We start from the raw sequence: 16,600 nt of genomic DNA on the forward strand, positions 1-16,600 counted from the left end.
GGCCGCTCCGCCATCGGCTCCTGCTCGGTCACACGCGAAGCCAACGGCTCCTCCACCGGCCGCTCAGCCACCGGCTCCCGCACCGACGAGACCTCATGCAGGTCAACCGGCGCCTCCACCGGCCGCTCAGCCACCGGCTCCCGCACCGGCCCGGCCTCCGGCGCGGGCTCCCGCACCACCTGCGGCACCTCACCCGACGGCCGCTCCGCCATCGGCTCCTGCTCGGTCACACGCGAAGCCAACGGCTCCTCCACCGGCCGCTCAGCCACCGGCTCCCGCACCGACGAGACCTCGTGCAGGTCGACCGGCTCCCGCACCGGCCCGGCCTCGGGCGCGGGCTCCCGCACCGACGACACCTCATGCGAATCAACCACCGGCTCCGGCGCCCGCCCAGTCCGCTCCCCACCGGGCGTGGGCTCGGTCCGCGCTGCGACGTCCTCGCCGAGGTGGTTCGCGGCCGGCGGCGCGGCGTCCTGCCGGGCGTTCTCCACGTAGGGCGTGCCGGAGTCCTTGGCGGGGCGGTTCGCGCCGAGCTCCGAGCCACCACCGGCCGGGCCCGACGGACGGTCCGCGCCGAACGGCGTCAGGCCACCAGGACGGCTCTCGCCGGTCGGCGACCCGTCAGGCCCGTGGTAGGTGCTGTGCTCCGAGCTGCTCGGTGGGCCGTCCTGGCGGCCGCCCGAGCCGGACGGGACCGGGTCGCCGATCTCGCCATGAGGCGTGGACGGCGGCGGGCCGTCCTGGCGGCCGCCCGAGCCGGACGGCACCGGGCCACCGATCTCGCCGTGCGGCGGCGCGAACTTCGGCGGGCCGTTGAAGTGTTCGCGGGCGGCGTTGGCCCCCGCGTGCAGGCCGGCTCCGGCCCCACCGGAGAGGCCGGAGCCGAGCAGGCTGTTGGGGTCGACCTTGCCGGTCATGGCCAGCTGGGTCAGGACGTCGGTGCCGACACCGGTCGCGGCGCCGTGCACCACCTTGCCGCCGAGCGAGTCCATCGCGCCCTTCGGCAGCACCTTGCCGCCGACCGCCCCCAGCTCCTTGCCCAGCTGGTTGCCGATCGCCCCGGAGATCGCGCCGCCCTCGACCGCCTTGCCGAGCTCCTTCACGTCGATGCTCTTGCGGTGACCCTCGGCCACCTCGATGGTCTGGGCCATCAGGTTGATGGCGCCCATCTGGACGCCCATCTTGATCGCGTGCTTGAGGGCCTCCTGGAGCAGCTTCTTCAGGATGGCCGTGACGGCCTCCCGCCCGATGGCGATGGCCGCCGGGATCTCCAGCAGCGAGGCCCCCGCCGTGAACGGCGCCTCCGCCTCGGCGGTCGCGATCTCGAAGGCCAGGATGCCGAGTTGGGCGATGATCTGGATCTTCGCGGTCTCGGCCGAGTTGGCCATGCCCTCCAGCATGTCGCCCATGCCACGGCAGGCCTGGATCGTGCCGGGGAAGTACCCGGGGTCCTGTTCGGTGCCCTTGCCGGTGGTGAACTGGGCCCAGTGCTTGCCCAACGCTTCGGCGGCGTTGCCCTGCTGGCCGTCCAGCGCGCGCTGGACGGCGCTGTCGGCGGACCTGGCGGCGTGCTCCAGGTCGTCGGCGGCCGTGCGCCACTCCTTGGCCATGTCGCGCAACTCGCCCTCGTCGGCCTCGGGCCAGCGGGTACCGGCGAGCAGCAGCAGGACCCACTGAAGGGGCTCGGGAAGTTCGACAGCCATAACGAGTCAGTGCTTTCCGGTCGTGGGGCGCAGGTTGTACGGCATGGTCGGCAGCTGCGCCGTGTAAGCGGGGGGCGGGGTCGCACCGACCTGGCCGCCACCGTCCTGGCCGTTGAACTCGCCCGTCAGGGACTGCTCGGAGTTCTGGTATCCGTCCGCCATCGACTTCAGGCCGTCGGAGACCTGCTTGAGCCCGGAGCCGAGGCTCTTGAGACCGCTCTGGGTCTCCTTGCTGTACTTGAGGTAGCCCTTCTCGCCCTCGGCGAACTGCTTCCCCGATTCGTCATCGCCCCAGGGCGAGCTTCCCTCCGCCCCGGTGAGGTAGGACGAGAGGCGGGTGGCGAGTTGGGTTATCTGGTCGGCCGCTTCGAGTACCGGGCTGACGGCTGCCCGGTACTGGTCCACGTCGACCTGGAACCCCTGCCCGGCGCCCCCGCCGCCCCCCTGCGCGTTCGCCGCCCCGGCCCGCTGCCCGGCCATCGTCGTACCCATCCGCGGCGTCAGCCGGGTGGGCGCCGCGCGTTCCTCCGGCATCAGCCGCGGCGACTCGTCCTGGTCCGACACCGGCCGGCCCCGCTCCGTCGGCTGCAGCGGCGCCCGCTCCTGCTCCAGCGGCTGAAGCGTCGCCTCCGCCGGAACCGACTCCGCCTCCCGCAGCCGCGCCTGCACCGGCTCCGCCCGCTCCACCGGCTGCAGCGGCATCCGGTCCTGCTCGAACGGCTGCGGGGCCACCCGCTCCTGCTCGGTGGGCCGCAGCGGGATCCGGTCCTGCTCCAGCGGCTGCAGCGGCGCCCGCTCCCGCTCCACCGCCTGAAGCGGCGTCTCCGCTTGAAGCGGCATCTCCGCCGGAACCGACTCCGTCTCCCGCAGCCGCATCCGCACCGGCTCCGCCCGCTCCGCCACCCGCTCGAAGGAGACCGCCTCCGTGGGCGCCTCCTCCCGCGGGAGGAGGAAGCCCTCCCGCAGCCGCGGAGTCTCCTGCGCCGGGATCTCTTCGCTGTGCTGGTCGCTCATCGGGGGTCCTCGTTCGGTAGCGGTAGGGAGCAGGGATCGGACGGGAGGCCGTCAGGCCCCGCCGCCGCCGGCGGCGAGCCGGGCGAGGGCGGCCCGCAGGAAGGGGCTGGGCACCTGGAACCCCTCCTCCTCCCGCAGCGGCGCGGGCCTGGTGGCGGTCGTCGCGGGCGCGGTGGCCTCACCGGCGGGGGCTTCGTCCGGCCGCCCGCGCCGGGCGGCCACGGACCGGGCCCGGTCCAGGTACGCCTGGTCCTCGCCATCGCCGCCGGTCGCACTCGTCGGCTCGGTCGCCGGGGCGGGCTCAGCCGCCCCCGACCGGCCGAGCCCCGAACCGCCCGCCGCCGTACCGTGCTCGTCACTCGAATCCGCCGAGGCGCCGCCCTCGGCCGTACCCTCCGCGGGTGTGCCGAGGATCGCGCTCGCCAACTGCGCCACGAGCGGACTGTCCGCACCCGTGGGCCCGGCCGTCTCCGCCTCGTGCGCCGCCAGGTGCTCCGGCGTGCGGGCCTCGTCCACCCAGCGCTGCCGCATCCGGTGCCAGTTCTTGTCCCGGGGTTCCACCTCGGTGGCCTGGCCGACGATGCCGCGATCGGTGCGCAGCGCCTCCTCCTCTTCCTCGCCCTCACATCCGAAGCGGGTCGGCCGGACGAAGCGGTTGCCGCTCTTCCCGTCCTTCCTACCGCCGCCGCGTGCTCCGCCGAGCCCGCCGGGGGCATGCATCCCAGCCGCCCCGGGGCGTCCCGCCGTACCAGCGGCGGTACCCGCTCCGGTGAGGCCGGCCTTGCCCGCCGCGCTGCCGGCACCCGTACTCGTGCCGAGCCGCGAGGCGGCCGCACCGGCCCCGGTCAGCGCGCTCGCACCGGCGCCCATCGACGACCCCGCACCGGCGAGCGAACTGCCGAGCGCGCTCCCGAGCCCACCGGCCCCGAGCCCGGCGGCCAGGCCGCCGCCGCCGCCACCACCGCCACCGCCGAAGCTCCCGGCGCCCGGACCACTGCCGAACGGCGCCAGCCCCGGGCCCGCCGGACCACTCATCTGCGGGCCGTGGTCAAGGAGCCCGTCCAGACCGAGCTTCTTGACATCCGGACCGGTCGGCATGGTGAAAACCGGCTTCCCGTCCGGACCGAAGCAGCCGTCGGGGCCCCCGCCTGGCTGCCCTCCCGGGGAGAGGCCGGGGCCGGGGCCGCCGAGGTCCGGCATGGTCGGCCTCAGCGGGACGAAGGGCTGGATGCGCGGGGTCTCCGCCGTCGGCTTTGGGCTTCCGATCCCGCTGCCGTCACCGCCGCTGCGGCCGTCGCCGAAGTCGGGCATCTGCGGCGGCTTCCCGACCGGGATGTTCGGCATGCTGTGGCTGCCGGCACCGGGACTCCCCTTCCCGTCACCGCCGCCACCCGGGCCGCCGAAGCCGCCCGGGCGCGAACCGGCCGGCAACCCGCCCGGCCCCAGCCCGATCGGCAGCCCGTCCGGCCCCAGCGGGCCCGCCAGGCCGTTCGGCCCCGTGCCGCTCCTCGACGTGCCGTCCGGCAGCACGGCCGGGCCCACACCGAGGGGCAGTCCGTTCGGTCCCAGACCGTCTAGCCCCACCCGCGAGCTGCCCGGACCGCCACCGCCCGGTCCACCACCGCTCCCACCTGCGCCGCCACCCAGCGCACAGGACTTGCCCGCGCCGGTCATCGACTCGATGTGGCCGGCGCTCTTGCGCAGCATGCTGTCCACGCCGGAGCCGACCTGCCCGATGTACGTGTGGTAGGTCTGCGCGGCCGTCTTGATGCCCTCGGACTTGGCGATGTCGTCGTGCTTGCCCTCCGGGTGCTGCTGCATGTACTCCTTCGCGTACGCCAGCTCCCGCACCATCTCCTTCTTCGCTGCGATGACGGCGCGGGCGGAGCCGTGCAGGTTGGTGGCCATGGCCTGCCCGGCCAGCAGGGTGGTGGCGGCGTGCGAGTCGTCCCGGCCCGCGTACTTCTGCAGGTACGCCTCGTACTGCTCGGCCGCCGGGCCGGACATGTGCTCCATCGCGCGCTTGGCGGCGTCGATGATGGTCTGGATGCGGCTCTCGGCCACCTTGTTCCAGTTGTCCCAGGCGGCGGCGAGGTCCGCGAGCAGGTCCTCGTTGCCGTTCGGGAAGGTGATGTCCGTGCCGTTCTCGTTCTTCTGGACGGTCTTCAGCACCTCAGCGAGGTCGGACGGCAGCTCGATCATGATGACGCGTCACTTTCTGGCTGGGCCGGTTCAGATTTCGGAGCGATGGGGGCCGCCGCCACCCGCGTGCGGCATCGGGAACACCGGGTTCGGGTGGTTGTAGTCGAGCTTCGGCGCCTCCGGCGGCACGTAGCCCGGGTCCTGGTCCTTGACGGGGGTGGGAGCCACCACGGGCGTGGGAGCCACCACGGGGGCGGGCTTCGGCGCGGAGCCGGAGCCGCCGTCCCTGAGGACCTTGTTCAGGTCCTGCGAGTTCTGGTCGTCCGTGAGGCGGTGGCTCGACACCATCTGCAGCAGATTCGCCGCCATCGCACCCGAGTTGGCGAGGTAGGACCGGATGCCCTCCAGCACCTGCTGCTGGTGCTCGGCCACCCCGCCCACCGAGGAGGAGGAGCCGTTCAGCGCCTTGCCCAGCAGGTCGGTGCCGTAGACGGACTTCTGCACCTGCTTGACCACCGACTCCAGGTGGTTGGCCGGACCCTCCAGGTCGTCGAGCATGCTTCTGATCAGCTTGGCGGCTGACTCGACCTCTCCGAGGTCGATCTGGAACGACGCTCCGGCCACAGCCTCTTCCCTTCACACGGTCATTCGGTCACGGATCACCCGACCGACGGTGAGTCACTCTGGCCCCCGCCGATCAACAACCAATGGACAGCGGGTCGACCCGCGTAGACAGAGGGGTCGACCGTCCCGCTCCGGGCAACACCTCGGAGCAGCGCGTCAGAGCAGGGTCGGCCCGTCCACGCCGACCACGTGCAGCCCGGCCTCACCGAAGGCGATGGCGAGCGCGACATCGTCCAACGCCGCCTCGTTCAGCAGCGTGCCGCTGGCCAGGTGCCACAGCCGCAGAGTTGACGTCTCGTCACCGGCCGCCAGCAGCACTTCGCCGTCAAGACTCTGGACGGCCAGCGCCCGCACCGCGGTTCCGCCGCCGTCGAAGGAAGCCGTCCGGACACCGTCACGCACGCCCCAGACCAGCACCTTGCCGTCGGCCGTTCCCGCCACCACCACGGGAGAGTCCCCGGCAACGGCGAAGGTCAGCGTCTCGGCGGGGGCCGACAGTCCGTCGAGCACCGGGCCCGCCCCGCCGCTCGCGGCGTCCCACAGCCGGACGGTGCCCTCGGCCCCGGCGGTCGCCAGCAGCCGGTGACCGTCGGAGAGCCCGAGCGCCATCGCGGTCACACCCTGCGGGTGGGCGGTGAACTGCACCAACGGCGTCCCGTCCAGCGCCTGCCGGACCCGCACCGTCCCGTCCGCCCCGGCCGAGACGAGCAGCGCTGCCGCACCACCGGGCGCCTCGGCGGCGAAGCCGAGCGCGGTGACCGGACCAGCGTGCGGGGTGGGCACCGAGAGCTTCACACCGGTGCGCAGTGTGTGGCAGCGCACTGCCCCGGCGGCGGTGCCGCAGACCAGTACGCCCTCGCCGACGGCCAGTGAGATGACCGGGCCGCCCTCGGCAGCCAGCGACCACACCTCGGTGCGGCTGGCGGCATCGGTCAGCCGCACCGAGCCATCGGCGTGGCCGGTGACGATGGCCGGGCGGCCGTCCAGCTCGGTGACGGCCAGCGCGTTGACCGCGGCGCCGAGGTCGTGGGCGCCCAGGGCAGCACCGCTGACGGGGTGCCAGAGAGCGATCCGCCCATGCTCGTCACCGGTCACCACGGCCGGGGCGCCGCCGATGTCGAGCGAGGCGACGGCGGTGAGCCAGCCCGTCCCGGCCGGCCAGCCGTGCTTGGCGGTGCCCTCGTACACGTCCCAGGTCCGTACCGTGCCGTCGAGCGAACTCGAGGCCAGCAGCGGAGCGCCGTCCACCTCGAGGAAGACCAGACCGGTGACCGTGGCGGAGTGCCCGGTCAGCACGGCATGCGGCAGGCCGGTCGCCAAGTCCCACAGGCGGATCTCGCCGTCCTGCCCCGCCGAGGCGAGCAGGGCCTGGTCGTTGACCGTCAGCACCGCCAGCGTGGTCACCCGGGCCCGGTGGCCCACCAGCAGGTGCAGGCGCTGCCCCGAGGAGACGTCCCAGACCCGCACGACCGCGTCCTCCCCGGCGGCCGCCAGCAGATGCACCCCCGCGCAGCGCGCGTACGCGAGCGCGGCCGCGCCCGCCCCCTCGACGTCGAGCAGGCCGAGCGGGCGGCCGTCCTCGGCACGCCAGGCCCGGATATCGCCCTGCGCCCCGGCCGAAAAGGCCAGCGGTACACCGTGCACCAGCCCGGCGGTCACCACCTGCGCGCCCTCACCACCGGAAGTCCCGTGCAGCAGGACGCCGCTGACGGCGTCCCAGACCTGCACCGCACCGTCCTCGGCGCCGACGGCGAAGACCTCCCGGCCGTCCACCGTGGCCAGCGCCACCGAGGTGGGCACCAATCCCGCATCCGAGCCGGAACTGCCGAGCGACTCCCGGGTGGCCAGATCCGCCAGACCGTAGCCCTGACCGGTCTCGGCGATCGCGTACGCCGGACGACCCTCGACCGCACCGATCACGGCCCTGGCCTGCGGAGCGACCGGCACGTGAATCGGGGCACCCAGCACGGCGGCCGGGGCCGGCAGGACGCTCGGCGTCGCCGGGTCCAGCGCCTGGGCGGCCAGCACCTCCAGCAGGCGCGCGGTCTCGGGCAGCGGAGTTGACGTACCGTCAGCCCACTGCGCGTCACCCCCCGGCAGTACTCCGGTGACCCGCAACGTGGTGGCCCCCGCCGGCGCCTCCGCCCCCGTCAGGCCCGGCCCCGCGGCGCGCAGTGCGGCGAGCAGACGCACCGTCAGCGCCCCGTCCACCCGGCCGAGCCGGGTGGTGCGCCCCTGTGCCGTCAGCCGTTCGACCCGCAGCGCACCGTCGACGCCGAGCAGCAGCTCCGTACGCCCCCCGGGCAGCTCCTCCCCGCCGAAGCCGAGCCGGATGCCGGGCCCCTGGGCCCCCTCCGTGCGCTGCCCCTCCATGTCCGCCATTCCAGGCCCCCTCCTCCGCTCTGCGATCGAGCGGTGCCCCTGATCTGCCCGTTCAGGCAGAGGAATCGTCCATCCGGGTAGCCGCAGGGCAAGATCGGCATTCAGCTGCCGCTCCCCGCGTAACATCGTTCACATGGGCCGGGAGCGTGCGAATCCTCCGCCGCCTCCCGGCTGTGTTGGTATCAGCACAAATCTTCAGGGACCAGCGTGGCGTGCACCGCGTCGTGCAGCTGATGCGTGCGCGAGCTACGGAACAGGCCCGGGCGAAAACCCGCACGCCGGAATCCGATGAAAGCTCCGACCACCTGAACGGGCATATTATCCGCTGCCGCGTACGCGTCTATACGCCGCAGGTCCAGTTGCTCGAATCCGTAGCGGCAGACCAGGCGCAGCGCAGCCGTGGCGGTCCGCATCCGACGCGCCTGAGGCAGCAGCCAGACCGCCGCCTCGGCCGTCCCCTCGGCGCGCTTCACGGCCACCAACTCCCCCCAGCCGACCGGGAGTCCATCCGATTCGACGGTGAAGTACGCGGCCCTGCCCTGCTCCCACAGCAGCGGCGGCACGGTCTCGATCCACCGCGCGGCCGCCGCCTCGTCAGCGTGAGGGAAGACACCTTGCATGAACTCCCGCACCAGCGGGTCCTGACTCCCCGCCAGCACCATCGGCGCATCCCCCGACACCGGCCTCCGCAACACGACCTCACGGTCAGTCAGTGCAGAGAACTCCCCCAAACCCGTCACGTTTCTCCCCATCTCTTGCCGTTGAAACGGCCAGGGGCGCGAGTTCTGCTGGATCAAGCAGAACTCGCGCCCCTGACTGTCGTCTCTAGAACTCGCGCACCATCGTCCGGTGCGGAATCCCCGCGTCGTCGTACACGGGCCCCTCGGCCACGTAACCCAGCCGCTCGTAGAAGCCCCCGGCCCGGACCTGCGCGTGCAGCTCCAGCGAGGAGGCGCCCCGGGCCTGGCCGGCCACCTCGATCGCGCGGACCAGCGCGGCCCCGAGCCCCGTCCCCCGAGCCGCCTTGACCACGGCAAGGCGGCCGAGCAGGACCCGCCCCTCGATCCCCCCGGTCTGGGCCAGCGCCTGCTCGCCGTGGATCAGCCGGGCGGTGCCGAGCGGAGTGCCCGCGGCGTCGACCGCCAGCAGGTGCTCCGACGTCCCGTCCAGGTCGTCCCACTCCAGGTGCTCGGGGATCTCCTGCTCGACGATGAAGACCTCCCGCCGCACGGCGTGCACCAGCGCGAGGTCCCCCGCGCCCGAGGCCACCCGGATGGAAACCGTCATCTCAGCTCTCCGAGGCGATGATGTCGAGGGCCTTGCGCAGGTCGGCGGGGTACTCGCTGGAGAACTGCACCCACTCGCCGTCCGCCGGGTGCTCGAAGCCGAGCGACACCGCGTGCAGCCACTGCCGGGTCAGCCCGAGCCGCTTGGCCAGCGTCGGGTCGGCACCGTAGGTGAGGTCGCCGACGCAGGGGTGCCGCAGGGCGGACATGTGCACCCGGATCTGGTGCGTGCGGCCGGTCTCCAGCTTGATGTCGAGCAGCGAGGCCGCCCGGTACGCCTCGATCAGGTCGTAGTGGGTGACCGAGGCCTTGCCGTCGCGGGTGACGGCCCACTTCCAGTCGGAGGACGGGTGGCGGCCGATCGGCGCGTCCACGGTGCCGCTCATCGGGTCCGGGTGGCCCTGGACGAGGGTGTTGTACTTCTTCTCCACGATGCGGTCGTGGAACTGCCGCTTGAGGTCGGTGTACGCGCGCTCGGACTTGGCGACCACCATCAGGCCGGAGGTGCCCACGTCCAGGCGGTGCACCACGCCCTGGCGCTCGGCCGCGCCGGAGGTGGAGATGCGGTAGCCCGCGGCGGCCAGGCCGCCGATCACGGTGGTGCCGGTCCAGCCGGGGCTCGGGTGGGCCGCGACGCCGACCGGCTTGTCGACCACCACGATGTGCTCGTCGTCGTGGATGATCCGCATCCCCTCGACGGGCTCGGCCACGATCTGCACGGGCGCGGCGGGGGCCGGGATCTCGACCTCGAGCCAGCTGCCGGCCACCACGCGGTCGGACTTGCCCGCCACGGCGCCGTCGATGGTCACCTTGCCGTCGGCGGCCAGCTCGGCGGCCTTCGTCCGGGAGAAACCGAACATCCGGGCCAGGGCGGCGTCGAGTCGCTCGCCCTCCAGGCCGTCGGGAACGGGGAGGCTGCGGGTCTGCGCTGCGGTACTCACCCGTACGAGTATGCCGGACCGCAGCCCGTCCCCTTACTCCGCGGCGTCCGCCTTGGCGCTCTGGTGCATGCTGCCGTCGGGGTTGCTGCCCCGGAAGGAGAGCAGGACCACCAGGATGCCGCCGCAGACAATGGCCGAGTCGGCCAGGTTGAAGACGGCGAAGTGCTGCACCGAGATGAAGTCCACCACATGCCCGCGGAAGACCCCGGGGGCCCGGAACAGGCGGTCGGTGAGGTTGCCGAAGGCGCCGCCCAGCAGCAGGCCGAGCGCGATCGCCCAGGGCAGGCTGTAGAGGCGGCGGGCGATCCGCCAGATCACCACGATCACGGCGGCGGCGATCATCGTGAAGACGATGGTCATCGCCTGGCCCATCCCGAAGGCGGCGCCCGCGTTGCGGATCACCTGCAGGGTGACGATGTCCCCCGCGACCTCGATCGGCTGCCTGCCCTCGAGCCGGGCCACCACCAGCAGCTTGCTGCCGAGGTCGATCAGGTAGGCGAGCAGGGCGATCACCACCAGCACACCGACCCGGCGGCGCTTCACGGGTGCGGAGCTCACGTCACCTTCCGAGCCTTCCGGGAGCGTGGTCGGGACGGCGTCGTCCTGGGTCTGGGGGGAACCTGGAGTGCTGATGATCCGCTCCGCTGCCATCTGGTGCTCCCCGCCGCCCGGGAGTGAACGGAAGGGGAAGGGCCGACGTTACGGGGTCGAGCGTACGGCACCCGACCCCGTGGGCTCGCACCCCGTCAGCGGCGTTCCTGCTTGGCCTTGCACTGCACACAGAGCGTCGCCCGGGGGAAGGCCTGCAGCCGCGCCTTGCCCACGGCCTGACCGCAGGACTCGCACAGGCCGAAGCCGACGCCCTCCAGGCGGGCCAGCGCGCGCTCGGTCTGGGCCAGCGCGTCCCGGGCGTTGTTGGCGAGGGCGACCTCGCTCTCCCGGTTGATGTTCTTCGTGCCCGCGTCGACCTGGTCGTCACCCGCGCCGTCGTTGGAGTCGCGCATCAGGCCGGTGATCGCGGCCTCGGAGGCGTCGATCTCGGCGGTCAGCCGCTCCAGCTCGCTGTTCAGCTCCGCGTGCAGCTCGACCACCTCGGCGGCCGTCCACGGGTCCTCCCCCGGGCGCACCGGCAGCTCCGCCGGGTCGACCGATTCGGCGCCCCCGCCCCTGGCACCGGTGCCCGAGCTGGTGCGGCCCCGGCTGGTGGCCGCGACCCGCCCGGTGGTGCCGGTCTTACGCCGTGTAGTGCTCACGGTCCCCTCCCCTGAGTCGTCCGCCACGACCTTGCGTGCCGGCTTGGTGGCTGTACCCGCGCCGGATGCCTTCTCAGTCATGGCTTCGACCTCATTCACGAACGAAACAGACCGTCGGTTCCCGGCGGTCTCCGGTGCCGGAACGATAATCCCTATCAAATCCGGTCACAACGGGACATACCGAGACCTCCGGCCGCACCACCCGGGTGCTGACCAAAATGTGCCCAGATCGACATCGGCTAACCACTACACTGGTGCCCGCAAGGCGCAGATGGGACGAGTACCGACGTACGCAGCCAGGAGCGACCCGGGGGTGGTGCGAGCCCGGGGGTGTGCACGGCGGGAAGATCACCCCGGAGCCGCCGGAAGAACGGCCCGCTTCACGCGGGCTCAGTAGACCCGGTCGCAAGCCCAAAGAGCGGGCCGCATCGAGCACCACGCGGCCAAGGAGGGTGGTACCGCGGGGCGGCATGCCGTCTCGTCCCTCCGTCGGATCCCGTAAACCATCCGCCGGAGGTAGACACCCCCGATGAGTACCTACAACGCCGTCCCCGCGCAGGTCGACCTGCCCGCTCTCGAGCACCAGATCCTCAGCTTCTGGCAGGACCACAAGGTCTTCCAGCGGAGCCTGGAGCAGTCCGAGGGCCGCCCCGAGTGGGTCTTCTACGAGGGCCCGCCGACCGCCAACGGCATGCCGGGCGCCCACCACATCGAGGCCCGCGTCTTCAAGGACGTCTTCCCGCGCTACCGCACGATGAAGGGCTACCACGTCGCCCGCAAGGCCGGCTGGGACTGCCACGGCCTCCCGGTCGAGCTCGCCGTCGAGAAGGAATTGGGCTTCTCGGGCAAGCAGGACATCGAGAAGTACGGCATCGCCGAGTTCAACGCCAAGTGCCGCGAGTCCGTCACCCGGTACACCGACGCCTTCGTCGAGCTGACCGAGCGGATGGGCTACTGGGTCGACCTCGACGACGCCTACCGCACCATGGACCCGTCCTACGTGCAGTCGGTCTGGTGGTCGCTCAAGCAGATCTTCGACAAGGGCCTGCTGGTGCAGGACCACCGCGTCGCCCCCTGGTGCCCGCGCTGCGGCACCGGCCTCTCGGACCACGAGCTGGCCCAGGGCTACGAGACCGTGGTCGACCCCTCGGTCTTCGTCCGCTTCCCGCTCACCTCCGGCCCGCTGGCCGGCAACGCCGCCCTGCTGGTGTGGACCACCACCCCGTGGACCCTGGTCTCCAACACCGCCGCCGCCGTGCACCCGGAGGTGACCTACGTGGTCGCCACCGACGGCACCGAGCGCCTGGTCGTCGCCGAGCCGCTGGTCGGCAAGGCGCTCGGCGAGGGCTGGGAGACCACCGGTGAGCACTTCACCGGTGCCGAGATGGAGCGCTGGGCCTACCGGCGCCCGTTCGACCTGGTCGAGCTGGAGAACGCCCACTACGTCCTCAACGCCGACTACGTCACCACCGAGGACGGCACCGGTATCGTCCACCAGGCCCCGGCCTTCGGTGCGGACGACCTCGCGACCTGCCGCAAGTACGGCCTGCCGGTGGTCAACCCGGTCGAGGCCGACGGCACCTTCTCGGCCGACGTCCCCCTCGTCGGCGGCGTCTTCTTCAAGAAGGCCGACGAGACCCTGGTCAAGGACCTCGCCGAGCGCGGCCTGCTGTTCAAGCACGTCCCGTACGAGCACAGCTACCCGCACTGCTGGCGCTGCCACACCGCACTGCTCTACTACGCGCAGCCGTCCTGGTACGTCCGGACCACCGCCGTCAAGGACGCGATGATCCGGGAGAACGAGGCCACCAACTGGCACCCGGAGACGGTCAAGCACGGCCGCTTCGGCGACTGGCTGAACAACAACATCGACTGGGCGCTCTCCCGCAACCGCTACTGGGGCACCCCGCTGCCGATCTGGCGCTGTGACGAGGGCCACCTCACCTGCGTCGGCTCGCTGGCCGAGCTCACCGAGCTGACCGGCACCGACCAGAGCGAGCTGGACCCGCACCGCCCGTACATCGACGCGGTCACCTTCGACTGCCGCGAGTGCTCCGGCACCGCCGTGCGCGTGCCCGAGGTGATCGACGCCTGGTACGACTCGGGCTCGATGCCCTTCGCCCAGTACGGCTACCCGTACCAGAACAAGGAGCTGTTCGAGAAGCGCTACCCGGCGCAGTTCATCTCCGAGGCGATCGACCAGACCCGCGGCTGGTTCTACACGCTGATGGCCGTCGGCACCCTGGTCTTCGACAAGTCCTCCTACGAGAACGTGGTCTGCCTCGGCCACATCCTCGCCGAGGACGGCCGCAAGATGTCCAAGCACCTCGGCAACATCCTGCAGCCGATCCCGCTGATGGACCAGCACGGCGCCGACGCGGTGCGCTGGTTCATGGCCGCCGGCGGTTCGCCCTGGTCCGCGCGGCGCGTGGGCCACGGCACCATCCAGGAGGTCGTCCGCAAGACGCTGCTGACCTACTGGAACACCGTCGCCTTCCAGGCCCTGTACGCCCGCACCACCGGCTGGGCTCCCTCGGCGAACGACCCGGCCCCGGCCGAGCGCCCGCAGCTGGACCGCTGGGTGCTCTCCGAGCTCAACACCCTCGTCCGCGAGGTCGACGCCTCGCTGGAGGCGTACGACACCCACCGGGCCGGCAAGCTGCTCTCCGCCTTCGTCGACGACCTCTCCAACTGGTACGTCCGCCGCGGCCGCCGCCGCTTCTGGCAGGGGGACGCCGCCGCGCTCGCCACCCTGCACGAGGCGCTGGAGACGGTGACCCGCCTGATGGCCCCGCTCACCCCGTTCATCACCGAGCGGGTCTGGCAGGACCTGGTCGTTCCCGTGGCCCCGGAGGCGCCGTCCTCGGTGCACCTGGCCTCCTGGCCGGTCGCGGACGAGACGCTGATCGACGCCGACCTCTCCCGGCACATGGCGCTGGTCCGCCGCCTGGTCGAGCTCGGCCGCTCGACTCGCGCCGAGTCGGGCATGAAGACCCGTCAGCCGCTCTCCCGGGCGCTGATCGCCGCCCAGGGCTGGGAGGAGCTGCCGGCCGCCCTGCGGGCGCAGATCGCCGAGGAGCTCAACGTCGAGGTGCTCGAATCCCTGGCCGAGGTGGGGGGTTCGCTGGTCGACACCACCGCGAAGGCGAACTTCCGCGCGCTCGGCAAGCGCTTCGGCAAGGGTGTGCAGGACGTGGCCAAGGTGGTCGCCGCCGCGGACGCCGCCGTCCTCGCGGCCGACCTCCGCGCCACCGGCTCGGCCTCGGTCGAGCTGAACGGCGAGACCATCGCCCTCTCGCCCGATGAGGTGATCATCACCGAGACCCCGCGCGAGGGCTGGGCCGTGGCCAACGAGGCCGGGGCGACCGTCGCCCTGGACCTGCACCTCACCCCGGAGCTCAAGCGGCTCGGCGTCGCCCGCGACGCCATCCGCCAGATCCAGGAGGCCCGCAAGAACTCCGGCCTGGACGTCGCCGACCGCATCGTCCTGCGCTGGCGCGCCACGGCGGAGGAGACCGCCGAGGCCATCGCCGAACACACCCGCCTGGTCGCCGACGAAGTCCTCGCCACCGACTTCGCCGCCGGCGCGGCGGACTGGGACTCGGAGACCTTCACCGACGAGTCCCTCGGCCTGAGCTTCCAGCTCCGCAAGGCCTAAAGGGTTAGGCACCCCACAGCCAGTTGCACTACCCAGGGGCGCGGGGAACTGCGCGAAACCGGAAGAGTCCAGGTCGGAGCCTTCCGCGCTCGCGCAGTTCCTCGCGCCCCTAGCATTTGCAACTGGCTCTCTGCGGAAGAGCGGCAGGTCGGCTTCTCCCGACCTCGCGCAGTTCCTCGCGCCCCTGGGTAGTGCAACTCGCCCGCATGCCAAAAACGCCCCCGCCCGCTCTCGCGGACAGGGGCGTTCGTGGTTGCTGCTTAGTTGTCGCCGTCCTCGTCGATGAGGAAGCCGCGCATCGGGGCCGGAGCCTGCTGCATCGGCTGCGGCGGCTGCGGGCGGACCGCGGCCATCGGCTGGGTCATGCCGACCGGCGCCATCTGGGAGGCCGCGCCACCGTTCGGCTGGGAGCCGAAGCCGCCCGACTGGCCGCCGAACGACGGGGTGTTGCCACCGAAGGACGGGCTGCTGGTGCCGCCGCCGAAGGACTGCTGACCCCCGAAGGAGGGCTGGCTGCTCATCGCGGACGACCCGGCGGGCGCCATCGAGGAAGCGGCCGGCGGCAGCGAGGCCGTGGCCGGGATCCGCGGCGGGGCCAGCGAGTCGTCGGCCTGCGACTCCAGCTGACGCAACTGGGTCTCCAGGTACGACTTCAGGCGGGTGCGGTACTCACGCTCGAAGGCCCGCAGGTCCTCGACCTTGCGCTCCAGCGTCGCGCGGGCGGACTCCAGGGAGCCCATCGCCACGCGGTGCTTCTCCTGCGCGTCCCGCTCCAGCGCGTCGGCCTTGGCGCGGGCGTCCCGCTCCAGGCCCTCGGCACGGCTGCGCGCCTCGCCGACGATCTTGTTGGCCTCGGAACGGGCCTCGGAGATCGCCTGGTCCGCGGTCTGCTGAGCGAGCGCGAGCACGCGGGCCGCGCTGTCGCCGCCAGGCTGCTGCTGCATCGGCTGGCCCATGGGGCCACCGAGCTGCTGACCCATCGGGCCGCCCATCGGCTGCAGCTGCTGCTGGCCGCCCATGGTCTGGCCCATCTGCTGCTGCATGGGCTGCTGGCCCATCGGGCCGCCCATCGGCTGCAGCATCTGGCCGCCCATCGGCTGCACCAGCTGCTGCTGGCCGCCCATGGTCTGACCCATCTGCTGCGGCATCTGCTGCTGGCCCATCTGCTGGCCGGGGCCGGCCGGGAGCTGCGGGGCGCCGGAGGGCAGGCCGAGGGGCTGGTTGCCCATCTGCTGCTGACCCATCTGCTGCGGGCCACCGAGCTGCGGCTGGCCCATCGGCTGGCCGGGGCCCTGCTGGCCCGGCACCGGAGGACCGGATATGGCGGCCGGCACGGGAGCGCCCGGGCGGGCGTCCTGCGGCTGCTGCTCCTTGCGCATGTTGGCCTGGTTCTGCGCGGCGGCACGAGTCGCGGCGGCCAGCTTGGCCCGCAGGTCCTCGTTCTCGCGCAGCAGGCGCGTCAGCTCGGCCTCGACCTCGTCGAGGAAGGCATCGACCTCATCCTCGTCATAGCCTTCGCGCAGGCGGACGGTCGTGAACTGCTTGTTCCGAACGTCCTCGGGGGTCAATGGCATCTCTTCACCTCAACGTGATCGTC

At 72.4% G+C, this 16,600-nt stretch carries 12 protein-coding genes; 1 reads left to right on the plus strand and 11 read right to left on the minus strand.

The window, feature by feature from the left end; translation table 11 throughout:
- The 10 genes from ABT095_RS22285 to ABT095_RS22330 form a co-directional block, all read right to left on the minus strand.
- Window positions 1–1,703: WXG100 family type VII secretion target (locus ABT095_RS22285; RefSeq protein ID WP_350531216.1), on the minus strand; the 1,703-nt coding region annotated here is incomplete at its 3' end.
- Window positions 1,704–1,709: 6 nt separating this feature from the next.
- A complete protein-coding gene (locus ABT095_RS22290) occupies window positions 1,710–2,717 on the minus strand; it encodes a WXG100 family type VII secretion target (protein ID WP_350531217.1) in 1,008 nt (335 codons plus the stop codon).
- 51 nt (window positions 2,718–2,768) lie between these two features.
- Window positions 2,769–4,919, minus strand: a complete 2,151-nt coding sequence (locus tag ABT095_RS22295) for a WXG100-like domain-containing protein (protein ID WP_350531218.1) — start codon at window positions 4,917–4,919, stop codon at window positions 2,769–2,771.
- Between the two features lie 30 nt (window positions 4,920–4,949).
- The gene (locus ABT095_RS22300) at window positions 4,950–5,483 is read right to left on the minus strand and encodes a hypothetical protein (RefSeq protein WP_350531219.1); all 534 of its coding nucleotides are present in this window, start codon (window positions 5,481–5,483) and stop codon (window positions 4,950–4,952) included.
- A gap of 156 nt (window positions 5,484–5,639) precedes the next feature.
- Window positions 5,640–7,865, minus strand: a complete 2,226-nt coding sequence (locus tag ABT095_RS22305) for a WD40 repeat domain-containing protein (protein ID WP_350531220.1) — start codon at window positions 7,863–7,865, stop codon at window positions 5,640–5,642.
- A 182-nt stretch (window positions 7,866–8,047) separates the two neighbouring features.
- Window positions 8,048–8,662, minus strand: coding sequence for a GNAT family N-acetyltransferase (locus ABT095_RS22310; RefSeq protein WP_350531221.1), 615 nt, complete (start codon window positions 8,660–8,662; stop codon window positions 8,048–8,050).
- 28 nt (window positions 8,663–8,690) lie between these two features.
- Window positions 8,691–9,152 carry a GNAT family N-acetyltransferase gene (locus ABT095_RS22315; protein WP_350531222.1) on the minus strand — a complete coding sequence of 154 codons (462 nt, stop codon included), beginning with the start codon at window positions 9,150–9,152 and terminating at the stop codon, window positions 8,691–8,693.
- 1 nt (window position 9,153) lies between these two features.
- Window positions 9,154–10,092 (minus strand): RluA family pseudouridine synthase, encoded by a 939-nt coding sequence (locus tag ABT095_RS22320; protein ID WP_350531223.1) that lies wholly within the window; start codon window positions 10,090–10,092, stop codon window positions 9,154–9,156.
- A 33-nt stretch (window positions 10,093–10,125) separates the two neighbouring features.
- Window positions 10,126–10,650, minus strand: coding sequence for a signal peptidase II (lspA, locus tag ABT095_RS22325; protein WP_350531224.1), 525 nt, complete (start codon window positions 10,648–10,650; stop codon window positions 10,126–10,128).
- Window positions 10,651–10,838: 188 nt separating this feature from the next.
- Window positions 10,839–11,345, minus strand: coding sequence for a TraR/DksA family transcriptional regulator (locus ABT095_RS22330; RefSeq protein WP_350531225.1), 507 nt, complete (start codon window positions 11,343–11,345; stop codon window positions 10,839–10,841).
- A gap of 529 nt (window positions 11,346–11,874) precedes the next feature.
- Here ABT095_RS22330 and ileS point away from each other — a divergent pair.
- On the plus strand, window positions 11,875–15,003 hold the full coding sequence (gene ileS / locus ABT095_RS22335) for an isoleucine--tRNA ligase (RefSeq protein WP_350531226.1): 3,129 nt from the start codon (window positions 11,875–11,877) through the stop codon (window positions 15,001–15,003).
- Between the two features lie 260 nt (window positions 15,004–15,263).
- On the opposite strand, the gene ABT095_RS22340 is transcribed toward ileS, so the two are convergent.
- Complete coding sequence (locus ABT095_RS22340; RefSeq protein WP_350531227.1) at window positions 15,264–16,577, minus strand: DivIVA domain-containing protein; 1,314 nt, start codon at window positions 16,575–16,577, stop codon at window positions 15,264–15,266.
- Between the last annotated feature and the right edge of the window lie 23 nt (window positions 16,578–16,600).

Origin of the sequence: Kitasatospora sp. NPDC002227 (genome assembly GCF_040296285.1) — a bacterium.
In the GTDB taxonomy this organism is placed as follows: Bacteria; Actinomycetota; Actinomycetes; order Streptomycetales; family Streptomycetaceae; genus Kitasatospora.